Raw genomic sequence first — 21,086 nt, forward strand, 5'->3', positions numbered from 1 at the left:
TCGATATAATTGGGGAATTAGCAAATGGCCAAGCTGAAAGATGTATATCCGCTTTATCTGAATAATGAGGCGGTGCAGCCCAATACCGATCTGGCGGTGACGGATAAATACACCAATGAAGTGGCATTCCGTACAGCATTGGCCACACCGGATGTGATCGAAAAAGCGATAGCGGGCGCTGTTGCGGCGACCGAACCTATGGCGCGTATGGCCAGCTATGAGCGGCAGGCTGTGCTCGACCATTGTGTGGTGCGCTTCAAAGAACGGTTTGACGAATTGGCCTATGCGTTATGCGTTGAGGCAGGAAAGCCGATCAAGGATGCAGAGGGCGAAGTTACCCGCCTGATCGATACGTTCCGTATCGCTGCAGAAGAATCGACCCGCAATTATGGCGAAGTACAGCCATTGGACATTTCGCCGCGTGCCAAAGGGTATCAGGGCATGTGGAAGCGCGTTCCCATTGGGCCGTGTAGCTTCATCTCGCCTTTCAATTTCCCGCTCAATCTGGCCGCGCACAAAATCGCGCCCGCGCTGGCCGTTGGCTGCCCTTTTGTTATGAAGCCGGCCAGCAAGACACCATTGGGTGCTTTGATTATGGGTGAGGTATTGGCAGAAACGGATTTGCCCAAAGGCGCATTTTCCATTTTGCCAGCTAGCCGCGATGGCGCTGATCTGTTCACCGTCGATGACCGATTGAAATTGCTCAGCTTTACCGGTTCGCCTGGCGTTGGTTGGGATTTGAAGGCCAAGGCTGGTAAAAAGCCGGTTGTGCTGGAACTGGGCGGTAATGCCGCTGTTATCGTTGACCATGATGCTGATCTGGATGATGCGCTGGAGCGTATTATCTTCGGCGCATTCTATCAATCCGGCCAAAGCTGTATTGGCGTACAGCGTATCATCATCCATGAAGACATATATGATCGCTTCAAGGATATGCTGGTTGCCAAGACCAAAACACTTATTGCCGGTGACCCAAAAGATCGTGATACATTCATTGGCCCGATGATTTCAGAAGGCGAAGCAAAGCGGCTTAAAGGCTGGATTGACGATGCGGTTGCTGGCGGCGCGACATTATTGTGCGGCGGTGAACGTAAAGCAAATATGCTGGAAGCAACCTTGCTGGAAAATGTCGATAGCTCTGCTGATGCAAATCGGGAAGAGGCTTTTGGTCCTTTGGCTTTGCTCTCTAAATTCAGTGATTTCAATGCCGCACTGGATGAAGTGAATGACAGCAAATTTGGCCTTCAGGCCGGTATATTCACGCGTGATCTGTTCAAGACACTCGATGCTTGGGACCGTCTTGATGTCGGCGGGGTGGTGATCAATGATGTCTCATCATACCGCGTTGATAATATGCCCTATGGCGGCGTGAAAGATTCGGGATTGGGCCGTGAAGGCATACGTTTTGCGATGGAAGATATGACTGAAATTCGCAATTTGGTCATTCGCCGGACCGATTGATGCTGTTTGTGACATAAAGCACAGTCATGATAGAGAAGTTTTTGTAAATTCCTGCTTGCCAGAAAAGCCGCTAAGAGCTTTAATGCAGGAATGTAATGGGGGTCGCATCGTTGTTTTAGAGGGGGCGGTCTTACAGACCGTTTGGTTTAACGATGCCCAAGGCAAACATATTTGCCAATTTATATCAACGTGCCGCTCTGGCGCGGCATTCCGCTTGGGCTATTGTCCGGCACCCTGCAACTATTCTCGCAGGTGTTACGGCTTCGCTAAGCGCGTTTCTGATTATCCTTGCCACACCGGAACCCGTTGTCGCTCAGGCATCTGATATATTGCCAAAGGGTCAGCATCTTGGTGTCGCGTCTTGCGCAGGGTCGACCTGTCATGGCCGCAATGCTGCTGATGGGGAGGTCGTCCGTCAGGATGAGTTGATGCGCTGGCAAGAGGAGTCAACTCCGGGCGGCGCGCATAGCCGTGCATTTCGTGTATTGGGTGAGCCGCGCAGTCTGGCCATCGCTAAAAAATTGGGCATTGGTGATCCGCGTTCCGCGCAAATGTGTTTGGGCTGTCATGCGACACCTGCTGCAAGCAAGGGCGTGCGCTTTCAGCTTGATGATGGCGTCGGCTGTGAAGCATGTCATGGCCCGTCGTCCGGTTGGCTTTCCAGCCATTATGCCGTGGGCGCAAATCATAAAGATAATGTCGCGCGTGGTCTGGTGCCGTTGGACAATCCAAAAGCCCGTGCCAGCAATTGCCTCGATTGCCACTTTGGTAGCGACAAAAAGGGTCAGTTTGTCGACCATCGCATCATGGCGGCGGGGCATCCGCGCATTTCTTTTGAGCTAGACCTGTTTTCCACGCTGCAACAGCATCATGATGTGGATAGCGATTATATCCAACGTAAGGGCAAGCCATCATCGGTTCAATTCTGGGCTGTAGGTCAAGCGATGGCGCTGGAGCGTTCGCTCAATATGTTCTCCAAACCGGGCTTTGGCACAGAAGGATTGTTCCCCGAATTTTATTTCTATGATTGCCATAGCTGCCATCGCAAAATTTATGATGATCCTGCTGCGCGACCAACTTTCCTGGCCAACCCTGGCCGCCCCATCCCCAATGGCATGCCACCTTATAATGATGAGAATATGATTATGCTCTCCGCGGCGGTGCGTGTGATCGCGCCTGATATGGCGAAGCAATTTGATGGGCAGTCTAAGGCTTTTCACAATGCTATGGCTTTGGGTCGTGATAAGGCAGTGCTAGAAGCGCGCAAATTGTCACAAATGTCGCGCAATCTGGCCAATCGGTTCAGCAAAGGGCGGTTCACCCGCGCGCAGACATTTTCCATCATGAACATGATCGCCAGCGAAGCCATTGCGCCGCGCTTCACCGATTATGAGGGCGCAGTACAATCTGTTATGGCAGTGGATACGCTATTGTCCGGCCTAGTGAATGATGGTCAGGTTTCGGCCAGAGGGGCCAATGCACTGCGCATTCAAATAAATGATGCTTATGCCGCTGTGTCGGAGCCTAATGCTTTCCGTCCCCAACAGTTCCGCCGCGCGCTTGGCCAAGCCGTTCGCACCATTAGGACGTTGCGGTGACCAGATGCTGGCAAGGCTATTGGAAATAATCGAACACACCATGATGATATGTTGCACAAAAAGGATGAGGATATGCAGTTAGGCCGGCGCGATTCTTCGCGCAGACTGCTCGGCCTTGTCGTGGCTGGGGTATGTGTACTGTCCACTTCTGCTTGTGGCGGCGGTGATGATAGCAGCACGCCTACTCCAGCTCCGGCGCCACCTGTTGCGGGGCCGGCTCCCGCCCCTGCGCCGCCAACTGGTGGCCTGTTCACACCTCCGCCGCAGGTGGCACTTACCGTCAGTGATGTTCAGCAAGTTATTGCCCAAGCAGTGGGCGAGGCTCAGGCACGCGGGCTAGCCTCTGATATAGCGGTTGTTGACCGTGTCGGTAACGTGCTTGCCGTTTTCAGCATGACTGGCGCGCCCGCCGAAACCCGTTTCAGCAGCGTTACCGGTGATGGCGGCAATGATGGTGATACAGCACTGCAAGGCGCTATGGTGCCTAATGCGGCGGCGGCGATAGCCAAAGCGATAACCGGCGCATATTTATCGAGCGGCGGCAACGCCTTTACCACCCGCACAGCCAGCCAGATTATTCAGCAGCACTTCCCTCCTGCTCCGACCACTATCGGTTTGGAGAGCGGCCCGCTTTTCGGTGTGCAGTTCAGCCAATTGCCATGTTCCGACCTGTCGCAGCGCTTCTTGCCAAGTGGCGGTGTCTCGGCCTTTATCGGCCCCAAGCGCTCGCCATTGGGCTTGTCGGCTGATCCGGGGGGCTTGCCGCTCTATAAAAATGGCGTTCTGGTTGGCGGCGTCGGTATTATGGGCGATGGCGATTACGGTTTTGATACCAATATTTTGAATGTCGATCAGGATGATGAGGAAGCCATTGCCATTGCCGCGACACAGGGCTTTGCCGCGCCGACAACTATACGCGCGAACCAGATTACCGTGGACGGCACATCATTGCGGTTTAGCGATATGGACGCAGATGATATTGGCCCGGTACAAAATAATTTTGCCGCCATTAACGAAACGCAGGGTGCGCTGCTATCGGTTACGGGCTACACCAATGGCACCATCATTGCCGGGACGGCTTATGGCAGTGAAGCCTCTGGCATAAGAGCAGCAACATCCGGTGAATTTGGCAACTCCGATGCCTTTGTTTTAACCGATGGTGCAGGTAATAACCGTTTCCCCATTCGTGGCGGCACAGATGGCGGCGCGGTTGCGCAACCGATTACAGCCGCTGAAGCCCGCGCAATATTAGAAGAAGCATTTGCCGTGCTGAGCCGAGCGCGCGCGCAGATACGTCGACCGCTGGATAGCCGGATGCAGGCGACGATTTCACTGGTTGATACCAATGGCCAGATATTGGGCATTGTGCGCTCGCCAGATGGACCAATATTTGGGACTGATGTTAGCTTACAAAAAGCGCGTACTGCGGCATTCTTCTCTAATGCAGTTGCGGGCGATGAACTGCTGGCGACGCCTTCAGTGCCAAATGTGACGGACATTCCTAGCTATGTCACCAATACACGCGCTTTTCTGGGTGACCCTCAAGCACTGACCGGCACATTTGCATTTGCTGATCGTTCTGGCGGCAACTTGTCGCGGCCCTTCTTCCCTGATGGTGAAGTCGGACGTCCTAATGGGCCATTTTCTGTTCCGATTGATCAATTCAGCCCCTTTGCTGTTGGCTTGCAGGTTGATTTGGTGCTGCCCAATCTGGTGCAACATCTGGGCTTTGTAGCCAGCAATGGTGCCAGCGAGGATACGCCGCAACGCTGCACGCAAGTGCCAGAATTTTCTCCTGGCCAAAACCGTTTGCAAAATGGCATTCAAATTTTTCCCGGTTCGGTTCCCATTTACCGCAATGGCCAATTGATCGGCGGCATTGGCGTTTCGGGTGACGGTATTGACCAGGATGATATGGTCAGCTTTCTGGGTCTGAATAATGCGGGTGTGCGGCTTGGCGGCGCTTTGGGCAATGCGCCCCCTGATATTCGTGCTGATCGTATTGAGGTTGATCTTGGCAATACGCGGGTGCGGCTGCGCTATGTCAATTGCCCCTTTGCGCCGTTTTTGGATACGGCTGAACAAAATGTGTGTGAGGGTCTGTAATGAGCCTTTCGGTCAGCATATTGCCGCTTGTGGCGCTGGCTATGGGCCCGCAAGCAGGCGGTCAGGCCGCATCTGCATCAGTGCCGGATGACCAGAAAGAAAGCATTCCGGCTCCATCAAATGTTCCGCCATCAGTGGAATCTGGGCCAGATGCTGAAGACGCATTGATAGATGGACGTCGTCGTCCGGGGCTTGAAAAAGACCTGCCCGACCCGATCATTCAGGAAAATATTGGTGCAGTGCGAGCACCGCCACCCGAAGCCTTTCCCACCGATCAATTTCCTGTGCCGGATCGCTGGCGATTGATTGAATCGCTGGGCGTGGTGAAGGAAAACTGGTTCGACCCCTATAATCAGAATACGTATAAGGGCGATCGTCCTATCTGTATTCCGACTGATGAAGAACAGGAGCGACGTGAACAGCTAGGTTTGCCTGCGTGTAAGACACCGAAATTTCTGGGGCTGAAATCCAAGGATGAATGGTTCTTCGTTGTTAACGCCATTTCTGACACGGTGATTGAACCACGCAGTTTCCCAATACCTGTGGGCGTTCAGACCACCAATAGACCGGACAGTCTGGATGTCTTTGGGCGCGCAGATTCGCTGGTGCTGGCCCAAACGTTCATTACCGGCTTTGCACTGATTAAAGGGCAAACCGCCTATAAACCGCCTGATGTCGAATATCGTCTGACATTGGCGACACAGGTTAATCATGTCGATGTGCCTGAACGGCGGGTATTGTTTGTTGAACCATCGGAAGGCACCGAACGGACGGACTTTTTTGTCGGCCTGCAAGAGCTGTTTGTTGACTATCACTTCCGCAACACGTCGGACCGGTATGATTTCGATTCTGGCCGTATCGGTATTCAGCCTTTTCAGGCAGATTTTCGCGGCTTTTTGTTTCAGGATAATCAGCTTGGCGTGCGCTATTTTGGAACGCGCGATAATAACCGGGTGCAATATAATCTCGGCGCATTTTGGCGTTTGGAGAAAGACACCAATTCAGGCCTGAATGACATATTGGCAACGCCGCGCAGCGACTTTGTGTTTTTTGCCAATATCTATCGGCAGGATTTCCCCTTGGTCGGGCTGACCAGTCAGGCCAGCATTACCTATAATATGAACCGCGAAGGCGGGGATATAGAGATTGATGATAATGGCTTTCCAGTGCGCCCTGCACTGATTGGCGATTTGCGTGGCCGTGATTATGATGTGGTCTATCTGGGTTATGCCGTTGATGGCCGTGTTGGCCGGTTTAACCTGACGGGCCAGCTTTATGGCGCTTTTGGTGAAGACCGCAACAGCATCTTTACCAGCCAACCGGCCGATATTGCAGCCTATTTCGCTGCCGCTGAACTGAGCTATGATTATGACTTTATGCGCTTTCGCTTGTCAGGCCTGTTCGCCAGCGGTGATGGTGACCCGGAAAACAATACCGAAGGCGGTTTTGACGCAATCTTTGAGAACCCGATCTTTGCAGGGGCAGACACCAGCTATTGGATTCGTCAGACCATACCTTTTGCTGGCGGCGGGCGTGCAGTCAGCATCAATGGCCGCAACGGCATATTAAACTCGCTGCGCTCTTCTAAAGAGCAGGGACAAAGCAATTTTAACAATCCGGGCACGATATTGGCAGGCATTGGCGCTGATTTTGATCTGACGCCGGAAGTCCGCGTTTCCACCAATGCCAATCATTTGTGGTTCCACAAAACTGATACGTTGCAGACGCTGCGCAATGAGGGTTCCATCCCGACAGATATAGGTTGGGATCTTTCTGTTGCAGGCATTTGGCGGCCCAAGGCGACGCAAAATATAGTGTTCCGCCTGTCTGCGGCTGCTTTTGACCCTAGCGATGGTTTCTCTGACCTGTTTGCCCAATCGGGTGACACAGATATTTTCTATTCGGTGCTGTTCAATGCAATTCTGGCCTTCTAACTCTTCACCCGCTGTTGCGGGCATGCGGCTTATCACGCAATTGCCATTGCGTATCATGGCTATGCTGACACTGTGCCTGTTGCTGACATTATGCAGCAGCGATAGCGGCTTTGCGGCAAAGAAAGAAAAACCGCAAAAGGTCAAATATAGCTTCACGCCGCCTGCGCCGCGCCAACAGCCCGGTGATACTCTGGCTCAGCAAAAGGCTGCGATGCAGGCCAAAAGCGCTGGCTGTGTCAGCTGTCATACCGATAGCGACCAAAAGACAATGCATGCGTCTCCTGCGGTTCTGCTGGGGTGTACGGATTGCCACGGCGGTGATCCGCAAGTGGTGGGCAATAATGACTGGGGCTGGAAAGATGCCCGCTATACTGATGCGCTGAAAAAGGCCCATGTTCTGCCCAAATATCCAGAGGCTTGGCACTGGCCATCATCGGCCAATCCGCAACGCTCCTATGCCTTACTCGCCAAGGAATCGCCTGAATTTATCCGTTTCGTTAATCCGTCAGATTATCGCATTGTACGCGATGCGTGCGGGGCCTGTCATATTGAGGTGATTGAGGCATCTGAACGTTCGCTCATGTCAACAGGCGCAATGCTCTGGGGCGGTGCTGCTTATAATAATGGTATTGTACCTTACAAAAATTATATTTTTGGTGAGGCTTTTACCCGTGCTGGTGAGCCAGCCACCATCAAATCCGCCAGCCCTGAGCCGGGCGCGAAATATGGCGAAGTAACCCCTGCGCAAAAGGCGCGTGGTGCGCTGCCTGTGCTCTATCCGCTGCCCAGTTGGCATGTTATTCCGCCGGGCGATATCTTCCGCGTATTTGAACGCGGCGGCCGTAATGTAAATACGCAATTCCCTGAAATTGGTATTCCCAATATTGGCGGCATCATTCAGCGGCTGGAAGAGCCAGGACGCCCAGACTTGAAACAGTCCAATCGCGGCCCTGGCACTGGCCTGCGTGTGGCTATTCCGGTCCTGAATATTCATAAAACGCGCCTGAATGATCCTTTTCTATGGCAGATGGGCACCAATGACCAGCCGGGCGATTATCGCACATCGGGCTGCGCGGCCTGTCACGTGATTTACGCCAATGATCGTGAGCCACGGCATAGCCTGACCTATGCCAAATATGGCCGTGATGGGCAGACAGCTACCGCTGATCCTACAATTGCAAATCTGTATGAAGGGCAGAAGCGCTTTGGCTCTTACGGTACATATGATGCGGCTAAGGCCGGATCACATGGCGGTGATGGTCATGGGGAAGATGGCCATGGCGGCGATGGGCATGACGATGATGGATATTCTGGCAAAGGCGGCGCAGGTGCTGATGGTGAGGGCGGACTGGAACGCGGCCATCCGATCAAGCATGAGTTCACGCGTGCTATCCCGACTGCGCAGTGCATGAACTGCCATATGCACCAGCCCAATATCTTCCTGAACAGCTATTTGGGTTATACCATGTGGGATTATGAGTCCGATGCACCGAAAATGTGGCCGGGCCCTGAAAATACGCTGTCACAGCCAGAAGGCATGTCCGACGAGGAATTTAAGCGGATATTCAAAACACAAAAATTCCCTACCGCTGCTGAGGTCTATTCTGTGCTTCAGCGTAATCCAGAAGGCGCGTCGCCCAAGGGATTATGGGGTGATCTCGACTTTCTGCGTAATGTTTATGATATCAACGAAGAGCTGAACGACACGCAATTTGCTGATTATCACGGCCATGGCTGGAATTTCCGCGCGATCCTGAAACGTGACCGTGAGGGCAATTTGCTGGATGCCGATAATAATATTGTTGCAGATGATGACCCAGAGAAATTCCGCAAAGGCGATGAGGGTAAATTTGTTGAGCCAGGCGTAAATCCGGGCAAAACCGTGCATATGATGGACATTCATGCGCAAGTTGGCATGCAGTGCGCGGATTGCCATTTTGCGCAGGATAGCCATGGCAATGGCCTGATCTATGGCGAAGTCGCCAATGCGGTGGAAATTGGCTGTAAAGATTGTCACGGCACGGCTGATGCTTATCCAACGCTGAAAACATCCAATCTGGCCGCGCGCCCGCAAGGCACCAATTTGGCATTGCTGCGTAACCCTGATGGTCGCCGCCGCTTTGAATGGTTTGATAAACCAGATGGCCGCCGCGTGCTGGTGCAGCGGTCCATTATTGACCCAGAGATTGAATGGGAAGTCAGCCTGACCAAAGACAGTGTTGACCGCAGCCACCCCGATTTCAACGTCAAATCTGCCCGGGCAAAAACGGTCGCCAAGGCGTCTTCTGAAACTGGCCAGTTCCTCTTTGGTGCAGGTGTCGCCAAGGCCGACCGCGCGCATGATGATGGCAATATGGCCTGCTTTACCTGTCATCTCAGCTGGACCACCAGTTGCGGCGGTTGCCATTTGCCGATTGAAGCGAACTGGAAAACCAAAACGCACAAATATAAAGAAGAAGAAACCCGCAACTATGCCACCTATAATCCGCAGGTTGCTCGCGATCAGATGTTCCAGCTTGGCCGTCACCAGACCAGCAAAGCGGGCGGCGAAGTCGATGAAAATGGCAATCCTATTGGTATTATTGCGCCGATCCGTTCCACGTCGGCGCTGATTCTGTCATCGACCAATATCAACCGTGAACGTATCTATGTACAGCAACCGCCTATCTCTGCGGCTGGATTTTCTTCTCAGGCTTTTGCACCGCACTTCCCGCATACGGTGCGCAAGACAGAAACGAAGCAATGCTCTGACTGCCATTTGAGCGCAGAGGATGACAATAATGCCATCATGGCACAGCTATTGTTGCTCGGCACCAATTTCGTCAACTTTGTCGGATTGCATGCATGGGTAGGTCTGGATGACGGTTTCGAAGCGGTGCGCGTCACTGAATGGGACGAGCCACAAGCGGTTATCGGCTCCTATCTGCAACGCTATGCCTATCCCGATTATTATAAATTGCATGTCGACAAAAATGGCCGCGAGCTGAAAAACTGGGTGCGCGGCGAGACATTTGATGACAAATTCTCTGGCGAAACCAAAGCGCTCGAAGAATTTGCCAATGTGGTGCAGGATACGTCAGGTTCGGTCCGCTGCCTGCAAAATCGCGGCGAGTATATCTTTGTTGCAGAAGGCAAGGGCGGTTTCCGTGCTTATGATATCGCCTCTATCGGCAATAAAGGGTTCTCCGAACGCATCGTGCGCGCACCATTCTCTTCTCTGGGGCAGGACACACATGTGAAGAGCAAGAATGCCACATGCATGGCGCTGGCCACAACCCAGCCCATCGCGCCGGAGCGTAACGAAGACATGGCGAACACCAATTTAACCGATGCTGATGGCAATGTGGTGCTGGAAGAAGATGGCACGCCGCGCACCTTGCTGGAAGAAAATCAGGAGCAGAGCTTCCACCCCATTTATAATTATGCGGTGGTTACGGATAGCGAAGAGGGCCTGATCCTCGTTGATATTAATACGCTGGCCGATGGTGAGTTCCGCAACAATTTCTTCAAGCGTATGGAATTTGCAGGCGGCGACGATGCTTGGAATGAAGGCGGCGCACTAACCGGCGCGCGGCATATCACATTGGCCGGCCACATCGCCTATATCACCACAGATAGCGGGCTGGTCGTGGTTGATCTGGATGATCCGACCATGCCCAAAATTACGGCGCAAATTGCGCTGCCCGATGCACGGGCCAGTGCGGTTCAGTTCCGCTATCTCTGGGTGACTGATGCAGAAGGCGTAAAGCTGTTTGACATCACATCGCTGCGCCAGCCAGTTGCGGTTCCCGAAGCGACGGTGCGGCTGGACAATGCACGTAAGCTCTATTTGGCGCGGACCTATGCCTATGTCGCAGCGAAACAGGATGGCCTGGTGATATTGGATATTACCAAGCCAAAAGCACCGCGCGAATATATGCGGTATAATGCAGGCGGCGTTCTGAATGATGCTGAGGATGTTATCGTCGGTTCCACCAATGCTTCGCTTTTTGCTTATGTGGCAGATGGTCGCAATGGCATGAAGGTGGTGCAACTCACCTCACCGGAAAGCCAACCTAAATTTTATGGTTTCTCACCTGCTCCGAAACCGGAATTGATTGCCTTTGCCAAGACGCCATCACCGGCTCTGGCATTGGCCAAAGGGTTGGACCGTGATCGTGCTGTCGATGAGACTGGCGGCCAGATGGCGGTGTTTGGCCGGTTAGGCTCACGTCCCTTTACGCGCAGTGAGATGGAGCGGCTATTCCTCAACGCCAAGGGCATGCCTTATAAAGTGCGCGATGAAGCTAGCTTGGCCGATTGGGTAGGGGCGCTTGACCGCCAACGGCAGCGCGCTGCTGCAAATGGTGATCTGCCGCCACCTGTTACCGCTGCGCCGCCTATCGCTGCTGTCCCTTCGCAGAGCATTGGCGGCGGGCGGTAAACTCTCCAGCAATCAGATATCTTCCACCGTCAGCGCTGTGATATCAAGCTGCAGCACTGGCGGGTCGCTGCGCCGCTGCTCATTGCTTTTGGTCACGGCAATATCAACGACAATATGACCAGACAGATCAAATTCATGTTCTGAGACTATCGAGGCGATATGGCGGCCACGCTCAATGGCGGCTTCACCAGTAAATTCCAGTGCCAGGCTATGGCGCATGCCTTCAAAAGTCGCGCTTTGCCAGTCATGGCCTTCGTGAAAGAGCAATTGCGCTTGTCCACGGCCCAATTCCAGCAAAGCGCGTATCAACGCGGATGCAGGGTCTATCGGTCGGTCTTTGCCATCACCAGCAAAAACCGATCGATGACGCCTTGGTGTGATAAGATTTTGCAACATGGTCATTACCCCTCTTGATAAATGTTCATGAAATGTTCTATCTTTTTTCGCATGGCGGCGCGTGGTTCACGGCCATTGCGCATATCATCGACCAGACGCGGGTCATGCGCGGCCAGCCTACCAAATTTTGTGCGCGGCATATTATGTCGCCTTAGAAATCGTTCAATTGTGCGCAGCATATCCATTTTGGCCTCCTTATTTCGACTCAGGTTCGCAGGTTAAATCCTAAATTGACGTAGGAAATCCTACTTGTCTAGGAAAAATCCTATGCTATAAGATGCTATGGCAGAATCACCGCAAAAAAATGATGAAGAAACGCAGGCTGTCCGCGATGTGCTTGATAGGCTGATTGGCGAACGCGGGCTAAGCTATGCAGCTATTTCGCAAATGCTAGGCCGTAATCAGGCTTATATTCATCAGTTCATTCATCGCGGCAGTCCGCAAAGGCTGGCTGAGCATGACCGGCGTTTCCTTGCCGAATTTCTGGCGGTGGATGAGGCGCTTTTGGGCGCTGGTTCGCGCGGCGGCAACAAAGCACGCCCTGCTGCGGCCACGGCGCAGTCTCACCATATGTATAAGCGTGCGGATAATTTGCGCACCATCGCCAAATTGTCCGTCGGGGCATCAGCGGGGCAGGGCGCTTTGGCAGATGCTGAACATGCCATTGGCCAAATTGGCTTTGATGAGGATTGGTTACGCAAACAGGGGTTGGCCAAGGCACAGCTCAGCATGATCAGTGTCGAGGGCGATTCTATGGAACCAACTTTGCGCGATGGTGACGATATATTGGTCGCGCAAAGCAGTAATGCACATAATCAAAGCCGTGATGGCATCTATGTCCTGCGTATGGATGATACGCTCATGGTCAAAAGACTGAGTTTTGCGCCTGATGGTCGGTTGTCGGTAATAAGTGACAATAAGGTCTATCCGTCGCGCCATGGCCTGAGGCGTGAGCAAGCGCATATTGTCGGCCGGGTCGTATGGATGGGGCGAATGCTTTAAATGGACGGAGAGGGGAAATTGACGGAGAGGGTGCAGCAACGGGCTTGCAATCATTGCTGGTCACTGCCAAATCTTTGGCCATGTCCAATGTTACCAGCACAGCTAACGTCCCGCCACTGCGCGCGGCTATCGTTCCCGTCACGCCTCTACAGCAGAATTGCACACTGTTCTGGTGCACCAAAACCAAAAAAGCTGCCTTTGTTGATCCGGGCGGTGATTTGCCGAAACTGAAAGCCGCTTTACAGCAAAGCGGCGCGACGCTGGAGAAAATCCTGATCACCCATGGTCATATTGACCATTGCGGAGAGGCGGGCAAATTGGCGAAAGAATTGGGCGTGCCGATTGAAGGGCCGCATGAGGATGACCGGTTTTGGATAGCGCGGCTGGATGATGATGGCCGGCAATATGGCATTGCGGGTGAAGTGTTTGAGCCTGACCGCTGGTTAGTGCATGGCGAACAGGTCACGGTCGGCGAATTGGTGCTGGATGTTATCCATTGCCCTGGCCACACGCCTGGCCATGTGGTGTTTCACCATGGCCCGTCAAAATTGGCGATTGTTGGCGATGTTATCTTTCAGGGGTCCATTGGCCGCACCGATTTCCCGCGCGGCAATCTTCAGGATTTGCTGGATGCCATTACGCAGCGTCTCTGGCCATTGGGCGATGATGTGACCTTTGTGCCCGGGCACGGCCCAACCAGCAATTTTGGCCATGAGCGCAAGACCAATGCCTTTGTCGCAGATGATGTTTTGGCGGCGCGTTAGCGCTTAGCGGGCTGCTGGAGGCTCTGGCTGCGTTGCATAGGCCGTAACGCCATATTCGAACAAATCTATTGCTGCGATATCCATATGCAGATTGCGCTTACGTTCGCTATCGGCCCCGAATTCTTTATCTAGCCATTTGAAACCGGCAAGTAGCCAATCCCATTCGTCCTGTGCAATCGGGCATTTCGGTTTGAATAACATGTTTCCCTCTTCATGTTACTGGCCTTACTCACATTGCTGGGTCCAATTTAATGGTGGGTAAAACCCAGCACAATCACAAAGGCGTAGATGGCTAATCCCAACAGTGTCAATAAAGTGATGATGGTGCCAATCATGCGGCCAATTTGTGCCTTACCGCCATCCATGCCGATGCCATGCGCGATACGGCCGGCCATAAAGACATAGCCAACAATCCACAGACCAAGGCTGGCATGGCCCGCCAGTTCCAATGCGGCAATAAGGGCAAGAAAAAAGGGTGCGTTTTCGACAAAATTTGCCTGCGCCCGCATGCGGCGCATCAGCGCTTCACTGCCGCCATCGCCCGTTCCGATTTTCTCTTTCGTGCGAATTTGGCCGATACGGATGGCAAGCCAGATATTTATAATGGCCGCAGCAGCAGCCATTGTTAAAGTGAGTTTGAGATCCATGGAAATGCCCCTATTATATGTTTTGTTTGTTATGATCTTAACCGAGCGCAGTTCGTGGGCAAGCGGTAATTGGTTGGTGACAGAAAAGTCAGTAAGAAATCACGACAGCAGGCTTGCACAATTAGAAAAAACCGCTATAGCCGCCGCCTTACGCGCAGCAATGTCCCAGCGAATCCTGCCCAAAGGCAGACAGATGGGATGTTGTCAGCACAAAATTTTGGTACCTACAGTTTTTAACAGATTGGAACAGGTGACGCCATGGCTGTCCCCAAGAGAAAAACAACGCCCTCGAAACGCGGTATGCGCCGCTCTCATGATGCTTTGAAAGCAGAAGCTTTTCAAGAATGCCCGAATTGCGGTGAATTGAAGCGTCCACATCATATGTGCACAGCATGCGGCCATTATAATGGTCGGGAAATTATTTCTCCTGCTGACTAATTGGTGGTAGGCCCGTTTTGCCCTATACGATAAGCAACGGGAATATGCACATGTTTGAGGTCAGCAATAGATGCCGATAATCGCTGTCGATGCGATGGGTGGGGATCATGGTATCCCTGTCATGCTTGCAGGTGCTGCCTTGGCGCGGCACCGTCATGATGACTTCCGCTTTTTGTTAGTTGGTGATCAACCGCGAATCGAAAAAGCTCTTGATAAGCACCCCAATCTGCGTTCCGCTTCGGATATTCTCCATGCTGAGAAAACCATTTCTGGTGAAGAACGACCCAGTCAGGCCGTACGCCAGTCAAAAGGCACAAGCATGGGCATGGCTATACAGGCCGTAAAAAACGGTGATGCTCAAGCTGCGTTAAGCGCCGGTAATACCGGTGCGCTGATGGCGATTGCCAAATTGGCCTTGCGCACCATTCCCGGTATTGATCGGCCGGCACTCGCGGCCTTATTGCCCACCCTGCAAGATAATGATGTTATCATGCTGGATCTGGGCGCAAATACAGAATGCAATACCCGCAATCTGGTGCAGTTTGCCGTTATGGGCGCTGCCTATTCGCGTATTCTCTACGATTATGAAGCGCCAAAAGTGCGTATATTGAATATCGGCACAGAGGATATGAAGGGGACAGATGATCTGCGCGAGGCTGCCCAGATTTTGAGTGATAATGCCTCACTGCCCATGCGGTTTGAAGGTTTCACCGAAGCAGACAAGATTTGCCGGGGTGAGATTGATGTTATCGTCTCTGACGGTTTTACTGGCAATATTGCTCTGAAATCGGTGGAAGGCGCGGCGCGTTTTGTGACTGACATTTTGAAGCGCAGCTTTGCAAGTTCGCTGCGTTCCAAATTCGGGTTCTTGATCTCGCGACCGGCAACCGAATTGCTGCGTCATCATCTGGACCCCAATAATCACAATGGCGCGGTCTTTCTGGGGCTAAATGGTGTCGTTGTAAAAAGCCATGGCAGTGCAGATGAAAAAGGTGTGGCCAACGCCGCAGCGGTTGCTGCGCGTCTGGTGGCCAATGATCTGACTCAGCGGATTACCGATGATCTGGAAACAACAGGGACGTCTGCGGCTGCAACCAATGACGTTACCAACGATGCTGCAAATGACAGTAGCAAATCTTCACCATCTGCAGGGGCTAATGGGTGACAAGATTGCGCTCTGTTATCACCGGAACGGGTTCCGCACTGCCCAAAAGGCTGGTCACTAATGACGAGCTTGCCGCCAAAGTTGATACAAGCGACACCTGGATACAGGAACGCACTGGGATCAAGCAACGCTATATTGCGGATGAGAATGAAACCACATCCTCTTTGGCCTATGATGCAGCGGTGGCTGCGCTTCAGGCGGCTGGCAAACAGGCTGATGAGATAGATCTCATCATTGTCGCAACGGCCACGCCGGACAACACATTTCCCGCAACAGCAACAAAGGTGCAGGCGAAGCTGGGTGCACATGGCGGAATTGCATTTGACGTAGCCGCTGTCTGCTCCGGTTTTGTCTATGCGCTGACGGTGGCTGATTCCATGCTGCGTGCCGGACAGGCAAAAACCGCTTTGGTGATCGGTGCAGAGACATTTAGCCGGATACTTGATTGGAATGACAGAACGACATGTGTGCTATTTGGTGATGGCGCAGGTGCGGTTGTTCTGGAAAGTCAGGCGGCAGAGAATCCTGAACAGCCACAAGGTATTTTGTCATGCAGCCTGCATGCCGATGGTCGGCAGCATGATTTGTTATATGTGGATGGTGGTCCTTCTACGACCCAGACGGTTGGTCATTTGCGGATGCAAGGGCGCGAAGTCTTTCGTCATGCGGTCACCAATTTAAGCTCTGTGATTGCCGAAGTATTAGATGCAGCAGGGTTAACATCCGCCGATATTGATTGGGTTGTTCCGCATCAGGCCAATGCCAGGATTTTACACGCAACGGCAAAGAAACTCGGCCTTTCGCATGATCGTTTAGTGATAACGGTTGACCAACATGCCAACACATCTGCGGCATCTGTTCCACTGGCGCTAGACACCGCCGTTAAAGATGGCCGCATCACCGCTGGCGACACCATTATCATGGAAGCTATGGGCGGTGGATTTACGTGGGGTGCTGTATTGATACGAATGTAGAATGAATGCATATTCATTTATATATTTTTATGATATAGTTAAGGAACGAAACTCATTTGGGTTCGTTAATATTTGGTGCCAATTCATGGTTCGATAATTTTTCCGAGGAGAAGCAGATGCGTTCAATTGGAACTCTGACAAGAGCAGACCTTGCAGATATGATTAATCGACAGATTGGCCTTTCGCGTGCGGACTCGGCGCAAATCGTGGAATCCATCATTGAACATATTTGCGAAGCGCTAACCGATGGCGAGAATGTGAAAATTTCTGGCTTTGGTACTTTTGTTTTGCGCGATAAGGGCGAACGTGTAGGTCGTAACCCCAAAACCGGTATTGAGGTACCCATCACGTCGAGGCGCGTTCTTACCTTTCGGGCCAGCCAGATGATGAAGCAGCGTATAGTTGCAGGTGGCTAAATTCTCTGCCAAAACCATGATGGGTTTTGAACAGTTGGACATTTTTGATGAATAAAGCAGCTGATGCCGTTCGGACAATCGGTGAAGTTTCGCTAGAGCTTGATCTAAAGCCGCATATTCTGCGCTATTGGGAAGAGCAGTTTCCTAGCCTGAAACCCATGAAGCGCTCGGGCGGTCGCCGTTATTACCGTATGGATGATATTGCTTTGCTGCGCCGTATCGACACTCTTTTGAACAAAGAGGGGTATACGATAAAAGGCGCCAAGAAGATTTTAAGCGGCAAGGCTAAGGCCGCCCCGTCAAAATCAGATGCGCGCATTCCAGCAAAAGCTGCTGATGGCCAGAGTGAATTGACAAAAGATATGATTGCAGAATTATTGTCTATTCGCAAAATGCTGGAAGAGGCGCTGGCGTAAATTTTCCGTGAGATAAGATAGCAGGACGCACCTACAATATATCAACCGGCAATTCACGCGGGAAAATTAAACTCTCCAAAACCCCATTGCCATTGGCAATATCGGCCCAATGGTCGCAATCAAAGCTGATAACCGCCAGAGCCCCTGTGGGGAATTTCTCTTCTACGCGGTCGCGATGTGCATTGCTGCCAAGGGGAACAGTTTCCAAAATCAAATCCTCTAATCCGGGATTGTGTCCCGCCATAAGAAGCGATTGATAGTGATCATCCTGTTGGTGGATAAGGTCGAGCAACGTCGCCGATGAAGCCAGATAGATGCGTCTATCCCAATGTATCTGCCATGGCTTGCCATAGGCTTGCTGTGCAATTTCCAAAGTTTCCGTCACGCGAATGGCTGGCGATGCAATGATGTGATCACAGGCCATGCTTTGTTGTTTGACATAACGCCCTATAGAGGCCGCTGCCTCACGCCCGCGTTCATTCAAAGCGCGGTCAAAATCACGTGTTGCGCCGTCGGACCAATCGGATTTTGCGTGACGAAAAAGGGCTAGTTTTTTCATGTGCCTAAATCGTCCTTGTTCAGATTTGCGCTCAATAGAGTTTGGGAATCACCTTGCGATTGCTGTGCAAGACTGGCGTTATATTGAACCGATTGCAGGCATTCGGCAAGGGTCACGCGGCGGATATTTGTCCCTTTAGGAAAGGCAGATAACAGCCGCGATGGAAAGGCAGGCGACAAGACGACGAATTGGCCGCGATCATTTTTACTACGGATCAATCGGCCAAAAGCCTGTGCCAACCGCCCCCTGATAATGGCATCATCATAAGCGCTACCACCACCTTTTTCAGTCATCGCCAGACGGCGCGCTTTGTGCAGAATATTGGGCTTGGGCCAGGGCACACCCTCCATAACCACCAGTCGCAGCGAATGACCAGGGACGTCGACACCGTCGCGCAGTGCATCTGTGCCCAACAGGCTGGCCCGCGGTTCATCGCGAAAGATATCCACCAAAGTGCCGGTATCAATCGGGTCAATATGCTGGGCATAAAGTGGCAGACCTTCTTCGGCCAAACGGTCCGCAATACGGCCATGTACAGTGCGCAGCCTTTTTATTGCGGTAAACAGGCCAAGAGCGCCGCCGCCAGAGGCTTGGATTAACCCCGCATAGGCTGAGGCAAGACCGGAAATGTCACCTCTGCGGATATCGGTAACGATCAATATTTCTGCTTGTGCAGCATAATCAAACGGGCTGGGCACGGCAAAGGTTTGGGGTGGCCGTTCCAAATGTACCGCGCCGCTGCGTACCATTGCGCCGTCCCAATCATCACCGGTTTTTAATGTGGCTGATGTTGTGATTACGCCATGGGCCGGTTTGAGAACAATCTCCGCAAAGGGTTTCATCGGGTCGATCCAGCGTCGGTAATAGCCGATATCAAATTCGCGGCCTTCAAAACGCTCTACGCCCAACCAGCTGATAAAGTCTGGCGGTGGCGGCCCGCCAATACTGGCCACCATGCTGAGCCATGCGGACACCGTATCCATGCGCCATTGCAGGGAGTTAAGCGCACCTTCTGCGCGGGCCCGCGCCTGTCCGTCGAGCCAGTCCGGCCCGTCAATCAATATGGCTTCTAGCCTTTTGCCGAGTTGGATGAGCGGCTTTAGCAGCGCATCGAGCGCATTGGCAGTTTTCGCAGCCGCTTCGATAAAACCGCCCGGCAATTCAGCCAGCTCTGTCTCCAGACTATAGCCGGCATCATTGCCACTGTTGGTGTTTTCATCGCGTGCATAGACCAGCCCGCGTATAGCCGCGAAAAACTCCTCCATCGCGCCATGCGGCGACCCTTCGTTTAGGCGTTGCAACCACCCATCGCTGACCATTGCATTGGCGGCAACACGTGCTGCCTCAATTGCGCGGCCGCCTTCTTCGTCATAGGATGCCAGATCAGACAGGCGCGCCGCCAGTCCGCGTCGTCGTCCCTTGGAAGACTGTTCCGGCCCTATTACCCAGCGGCGGATTTCAATTGCTTCTTGCCCGGTCAGATTGGCAGCAAACATGGAATCGGCAGCATCAAACAGATGATGGCCTTCGTCAAAGATGATGCGACCAGTGCGCGATTGTTCCTCACGTCCTCTGGCGGCATTGACCATGACCAGTGCGTGATTGGCAATCACAATATCGGCATGTTGGCTGGCGCGAACTGCCTTTTCGATGAAGCATTTGCGGTAATGGGGACAGCCAGCATAAATACACTCGCCCCGCCGGTCTGTTAATGATGTTACGCCGCGCCGCCTGAACAATGTGGTCAGCCAGCCTGGCAGATCACCACCAATCATATCGCCATCACGGCTATAGGCAGCCCAGCGTGCAACAAGCTGCGCCAAAATCGCAGGCCTGCCGGAAAAACCGCCCTGCATCGCATCTTCCAGATTGAGTAAGCAGAGATAATTCTCTCGCCCCTTCCGCACCACGACTTTGCGTTTCAGGACATGGGCATCGGGGTAAATGCGCTGCGTTTCCTTATTCAATTGGCGTTGCAGCGCCTTTGTATAAGTGGATATCCAGACGCTGCCGCCGGTCTCTGCTGACCACAAAGATGCGGGCGCTAGATAGCCCAGCGTTTTGCCGATGCCCGTGCCTGCCTCTGCCAATAACATATTGGGGCTGCCTCGCTGCTCGCGCGGGCGGAACACTGCTCCGGCATGACGGGCGTAAATTTGCTGTCCCTCTCGTTTTTCTGCGCCTTCTCCGGTTAGTAAATCGAGATGTTCAATAATGTCCTGATCGTCCAGCACTACGCCGCGCGGCGCAGCCGGTGGTGGTTCCTCCTCCCACTCGGTCAAGCGAGAGAATAGCCATTTTTCAGCATGTTCCGGCTTTTTGAGCCGTTTCAAAACCTCGCTGCTCCAGCTCCAGCGATGGCGGTGCAGGGCCTGTGCACTTGACCAAGCGCCCTCGCGCTCTGGCCAATTGGGTACATCCATAGCGCTGAGCAAATGTGACGCTGCCTCACGCAGCATCGGGGCGATCATATCATCGGCTGGTGCTGGCGATGATGCTGCGGCCATACCTAGTCTTTTGAACAGACCCGCCGGTGTTGGCACACAAAATTGTGCAGGGTGGACAAAGGCAAATAGCTCCAGCAGATCAAGGCCGGACAGATCAGCATAGCCTAATCTTTGCCCGGTCAGCACAGCATTGAGGACAATCAATGGCGTTTCGGCAGCCATACCAACGGCCTCACCGCGTGCTATGCGGCGACAACTTCCGGAAATATCGGCCAGCCAGATGCCGCTATGGCTTGCATAAAGTGCAGGGAAGGGTAGGGAATTGTTCGTCACAATATGT

The 21,086-nt window shown here is 52.8% G+C and carries 18 protein-coding genes; 12 read left to right on the top strand and 6 right to left on the bottom strand.

The features are described from left to right. The first annotated feature begins 24 nt into the window (after window positions 1-24). The 5 genes from ACR9YC_RS03395 (at window position 25) to ACR9YC_RS03415 (ending at window position 11,522) form a co-directional block, all read left to right on the top strand. The gene (locus ACR9YC_RS03395) at window positions 25-1,461 is read left to right on the top strand and encodes an aldehyde dehydrogenase family protein (protein ID WP_438729853.1); all 1,437 of its coding nucleotides are present in this window, start codon (window positions 25-27) and stop codon (window positions 1,459-1,461) included. Window positions 1,462-1,613: 152 nt separating this feature from the next. Next, entirely contained in the window at window positions 1,614-3,059 is a 1,446-nt protein-coding gene (locus tag ACR9YC_RS03400) for a multiheme c-type cytochrome (RefSeq protein ID WP_438729856.1), read from the top strand. Between the two features lie 72 nt (window positions 3,060-3,131). Beyond that, window positions 3,132-5,165 (top strand): heme-binding protein, encoded by a 2,034-nt coding sequence (locus ACR9YC_RS03405; protein ID WP_438729859.1) that lies wholly within the window; start codon window positions 3,132-3,134, stop codon window positions 5,163-5,165. Next, complete coding sequence (locus ACR9YC_RS03410) at window positions 5,165-7,099, top strand: hypothetical protein (protein ID WP_438729862.1); 1,935 nt, start codon at window positions 5,165-5,167, stop codon at window positions 7,097-7,099. Before ACR9YC_RS03405 ends, ACR9YC_RS03410 begins: the two co-directional genes overlap by 1 nt. A gap of 22 nt (window positions 7,100-7,121) precedes the next feature. Continuing rightward, complete coding sequence (locus tag ACR9YC_RS03415) at window positions 7,122-11,522, top strand: hypothetical protein (protein WP_438731573.1); 4,401 nt, start codon at window positions 7,122-7,124, stop codon at window positions 11,520-11,522. Between the two features lie 12 nt (window positions 11,523-11,534). Here the strand turns inward: ACR9YC_RS03415 and ACR9YC_RS03420 are convergent, their stop codons facing one another. Together ACR9YC_RS03420 and ACR9YC_RS03425 are read right to left on the bottom strand one after the other, a co-directional pair. After that, window positions 11,535-11,924: a hypothetical protein gene (locus ACR9YC_RS03420; protein ID WP_438729867.1), complete on the bottom strand. Its 390-nt coding sequence runs from the start codon at window positions 11,922-11,924 to the stop codon at window positions 11,535-11,537. Beyond that, window positions 11,924-12,058, bottom strand: coding sequence for a hypothetical protein (locus ACR9YC_RS03425; protein WP_438729870.1), 135 nt, complete (start codon window positions 12,056-12,058; stop codon window positions 11,924-11,926). The genes ACR9YC_RS03420 and ACR9YC_RS03425 overlap by 1 nt, the downstream gene beginning before the upstream one ends. A 142-nt stretch (window positions 12,059-12,200) precedes the next feature. On the opposite strand from ACR9YC_RS03425, the gene ACR9YC_RS03430 reads away from it, so the two are divergent. Next, on the top strand, window positions 12,201-12,920 hold the full coding sequence (locus ACR9YC_RS03430) for a S24 family peptidase (RefSeq protein ID WP_438729873.1): 720 nt from the start codon (window positions 12,201-12,203) through the stop codon (window positions 12,918-12,920). Between the two features lie 80 nt (window positions 12,921-13,000). Beyond that, entirely contained in the window at window positions 13,001-13,684 is a 684-nt protein-coding gene (locus ACR9YC_RS03435) for an MBL fold metallo-hydrolase (protein WP_438731576.1), read from the top strand. Window positions 13,685-13,687: 3 nt separating this feature from the next. On the opposite strand, the gene ACR9YC_RS03440 is transcribed toward ACR9YC_RS03435, so the two are convergent. Both ACR9YC_RS03440 and ACR9YC_RS03445 read right to left on the bottom strand, forming a co-directional pair. Then, window positions 13,688-13,885 (bottom strand): hypothetical protein, encoded by a 198-nt coding sequence (locus ACR9YC_RS03440; RefSeq protein WP_438729876.1) that lies wholly within the window; start codon window positions 13,883-13,885, stop codon window positions 13,688-13,690. Between the two features lie 47 nt (window positions 13,886-13,932). Continuing rightward, window positions 13,933-14,331, bottom strand: coding sequence for an MAPEG family protein (locus ACR9YC_RS03445; RefSeq protein WP_438729879.1), 399 nt, complete (start codon window positions 14,329-14,331; stop codon window positions 13,933-13,935). Between the two features lie 258 nt (window positions 14,332-14,589). Between ACR9YC_RS03445 and rpmF the strand changes: the two genes are divergently transcribed. From rpmF to ACR9YC_RS03470, 5 genes are all read left to right on the top strand, one after another. Then, on the top strand, window positions 14,590-14,769 hold the full coding sequence (gene rpmF / locus ACR9YC_RS03450) for a 50S ribosomal protein L32 (protein WP_438729882.1): 180 nt from the start codon (window positions 14,590-14,592) through the stop codon (window positions 14,767-14,769). A gap of 70 nt (window positions 14,770-14,839) precedes the next feature. Then, window positions 14,840-15,934 carry a phosphate acyltransferase PlsX gene (gene plsX, locus ACR9YC_RS03455; RefSeq protein WP_438729885.1) on the top strand — a complete coding sequence of 365 codons (1,095 nt, stop codon included), beginning with the start codon at window positions 14,840-14,842 and terminating at the stop codon, window positions 15,932-15,934. After that, window positions 15,931-16,908 (top strand): beta-ketoacyl-ACP synthase III, encoded by a 978-nt coding sequence (locus ACR9YC_RS03460; RefSeq protein ID WP_438729888.1) that lies wholly within the window; start codon window positions 15,931-15,933, stop codon window positions 16,906-16,908. Before plsX ends, ACR9YC_RS03460 begins: the two co-directional genes overlap by 4 nt. 116 nt (window positions 16,909-17,024) lie before the next feature. Then, complete coding sequence (locus ACR9YC_RS03465; protein ID WP_438729891.1) at window positions 17,025-17,324, top strand: integration host factor subunit alpha; 300 nt, start codon at window positions 17,025-17,027, stop codon at window positions 17,322-17,324. 47 nt (window positions 17,325-17,371) lie between these two features. Continuing rightward, on the top strand, window positions 17,372-17,740 hold the full coding sequence (locus tag ACR9YC_RS03470) for a MerR family transcriptional regulator (protein WP_438729895.1): 369 nt from the start codon (window positions 17,372-17,374) through the stop codon (window positions 17,738-17,740). A 31-nt stretch (window positions 17,741-17,771) separates the two neighbouring features. On the opposite strand, the gene ACR9YC_RS03475 is transcribed toward ACR9YC_RS03470, so the two are convergent. Then, the gene (locus ACR9YC_RS03475; protein WP_438729898.1) at window positions 17,772-18,299 is read right to left on the bottom strand and encodes a SixA phosphatase family protein; all 528 of its coding nucleotides are present in this window, start codon (window positions 18,297-18,299) and stop codon (window positions 17,772-17,774) included. Next, window positions 18,296-21,079: an ATP-dependent DNA helicase gene (locus ACR9YC_RS03480; RefSeq protein WP_438729901.1), complete on the bottom strand. Its 2,784-nt coding sequence runs from the start codon at window positions 21,077-21,079 to the stop codon at window positions 18,296-18,298. Before ACR9YC_RS03480 ends, ACR9YC_RS03475 begins: the two co-directional genes overlap by 4 nt. Window positions 21,080-21,086 lie beyond the last annotated feature (7 nt).

Source organism: Parasphingorhabdus sp. DH2-15, from assembly GCF_051668705.1.
Taxonomy (GTDB): domain Bacteria; phylum Pseudomonadota; class Alphaproteobacteria; order Sphingomonadales; family Sphingomonadaceae; genus Alterisphingorhabdus.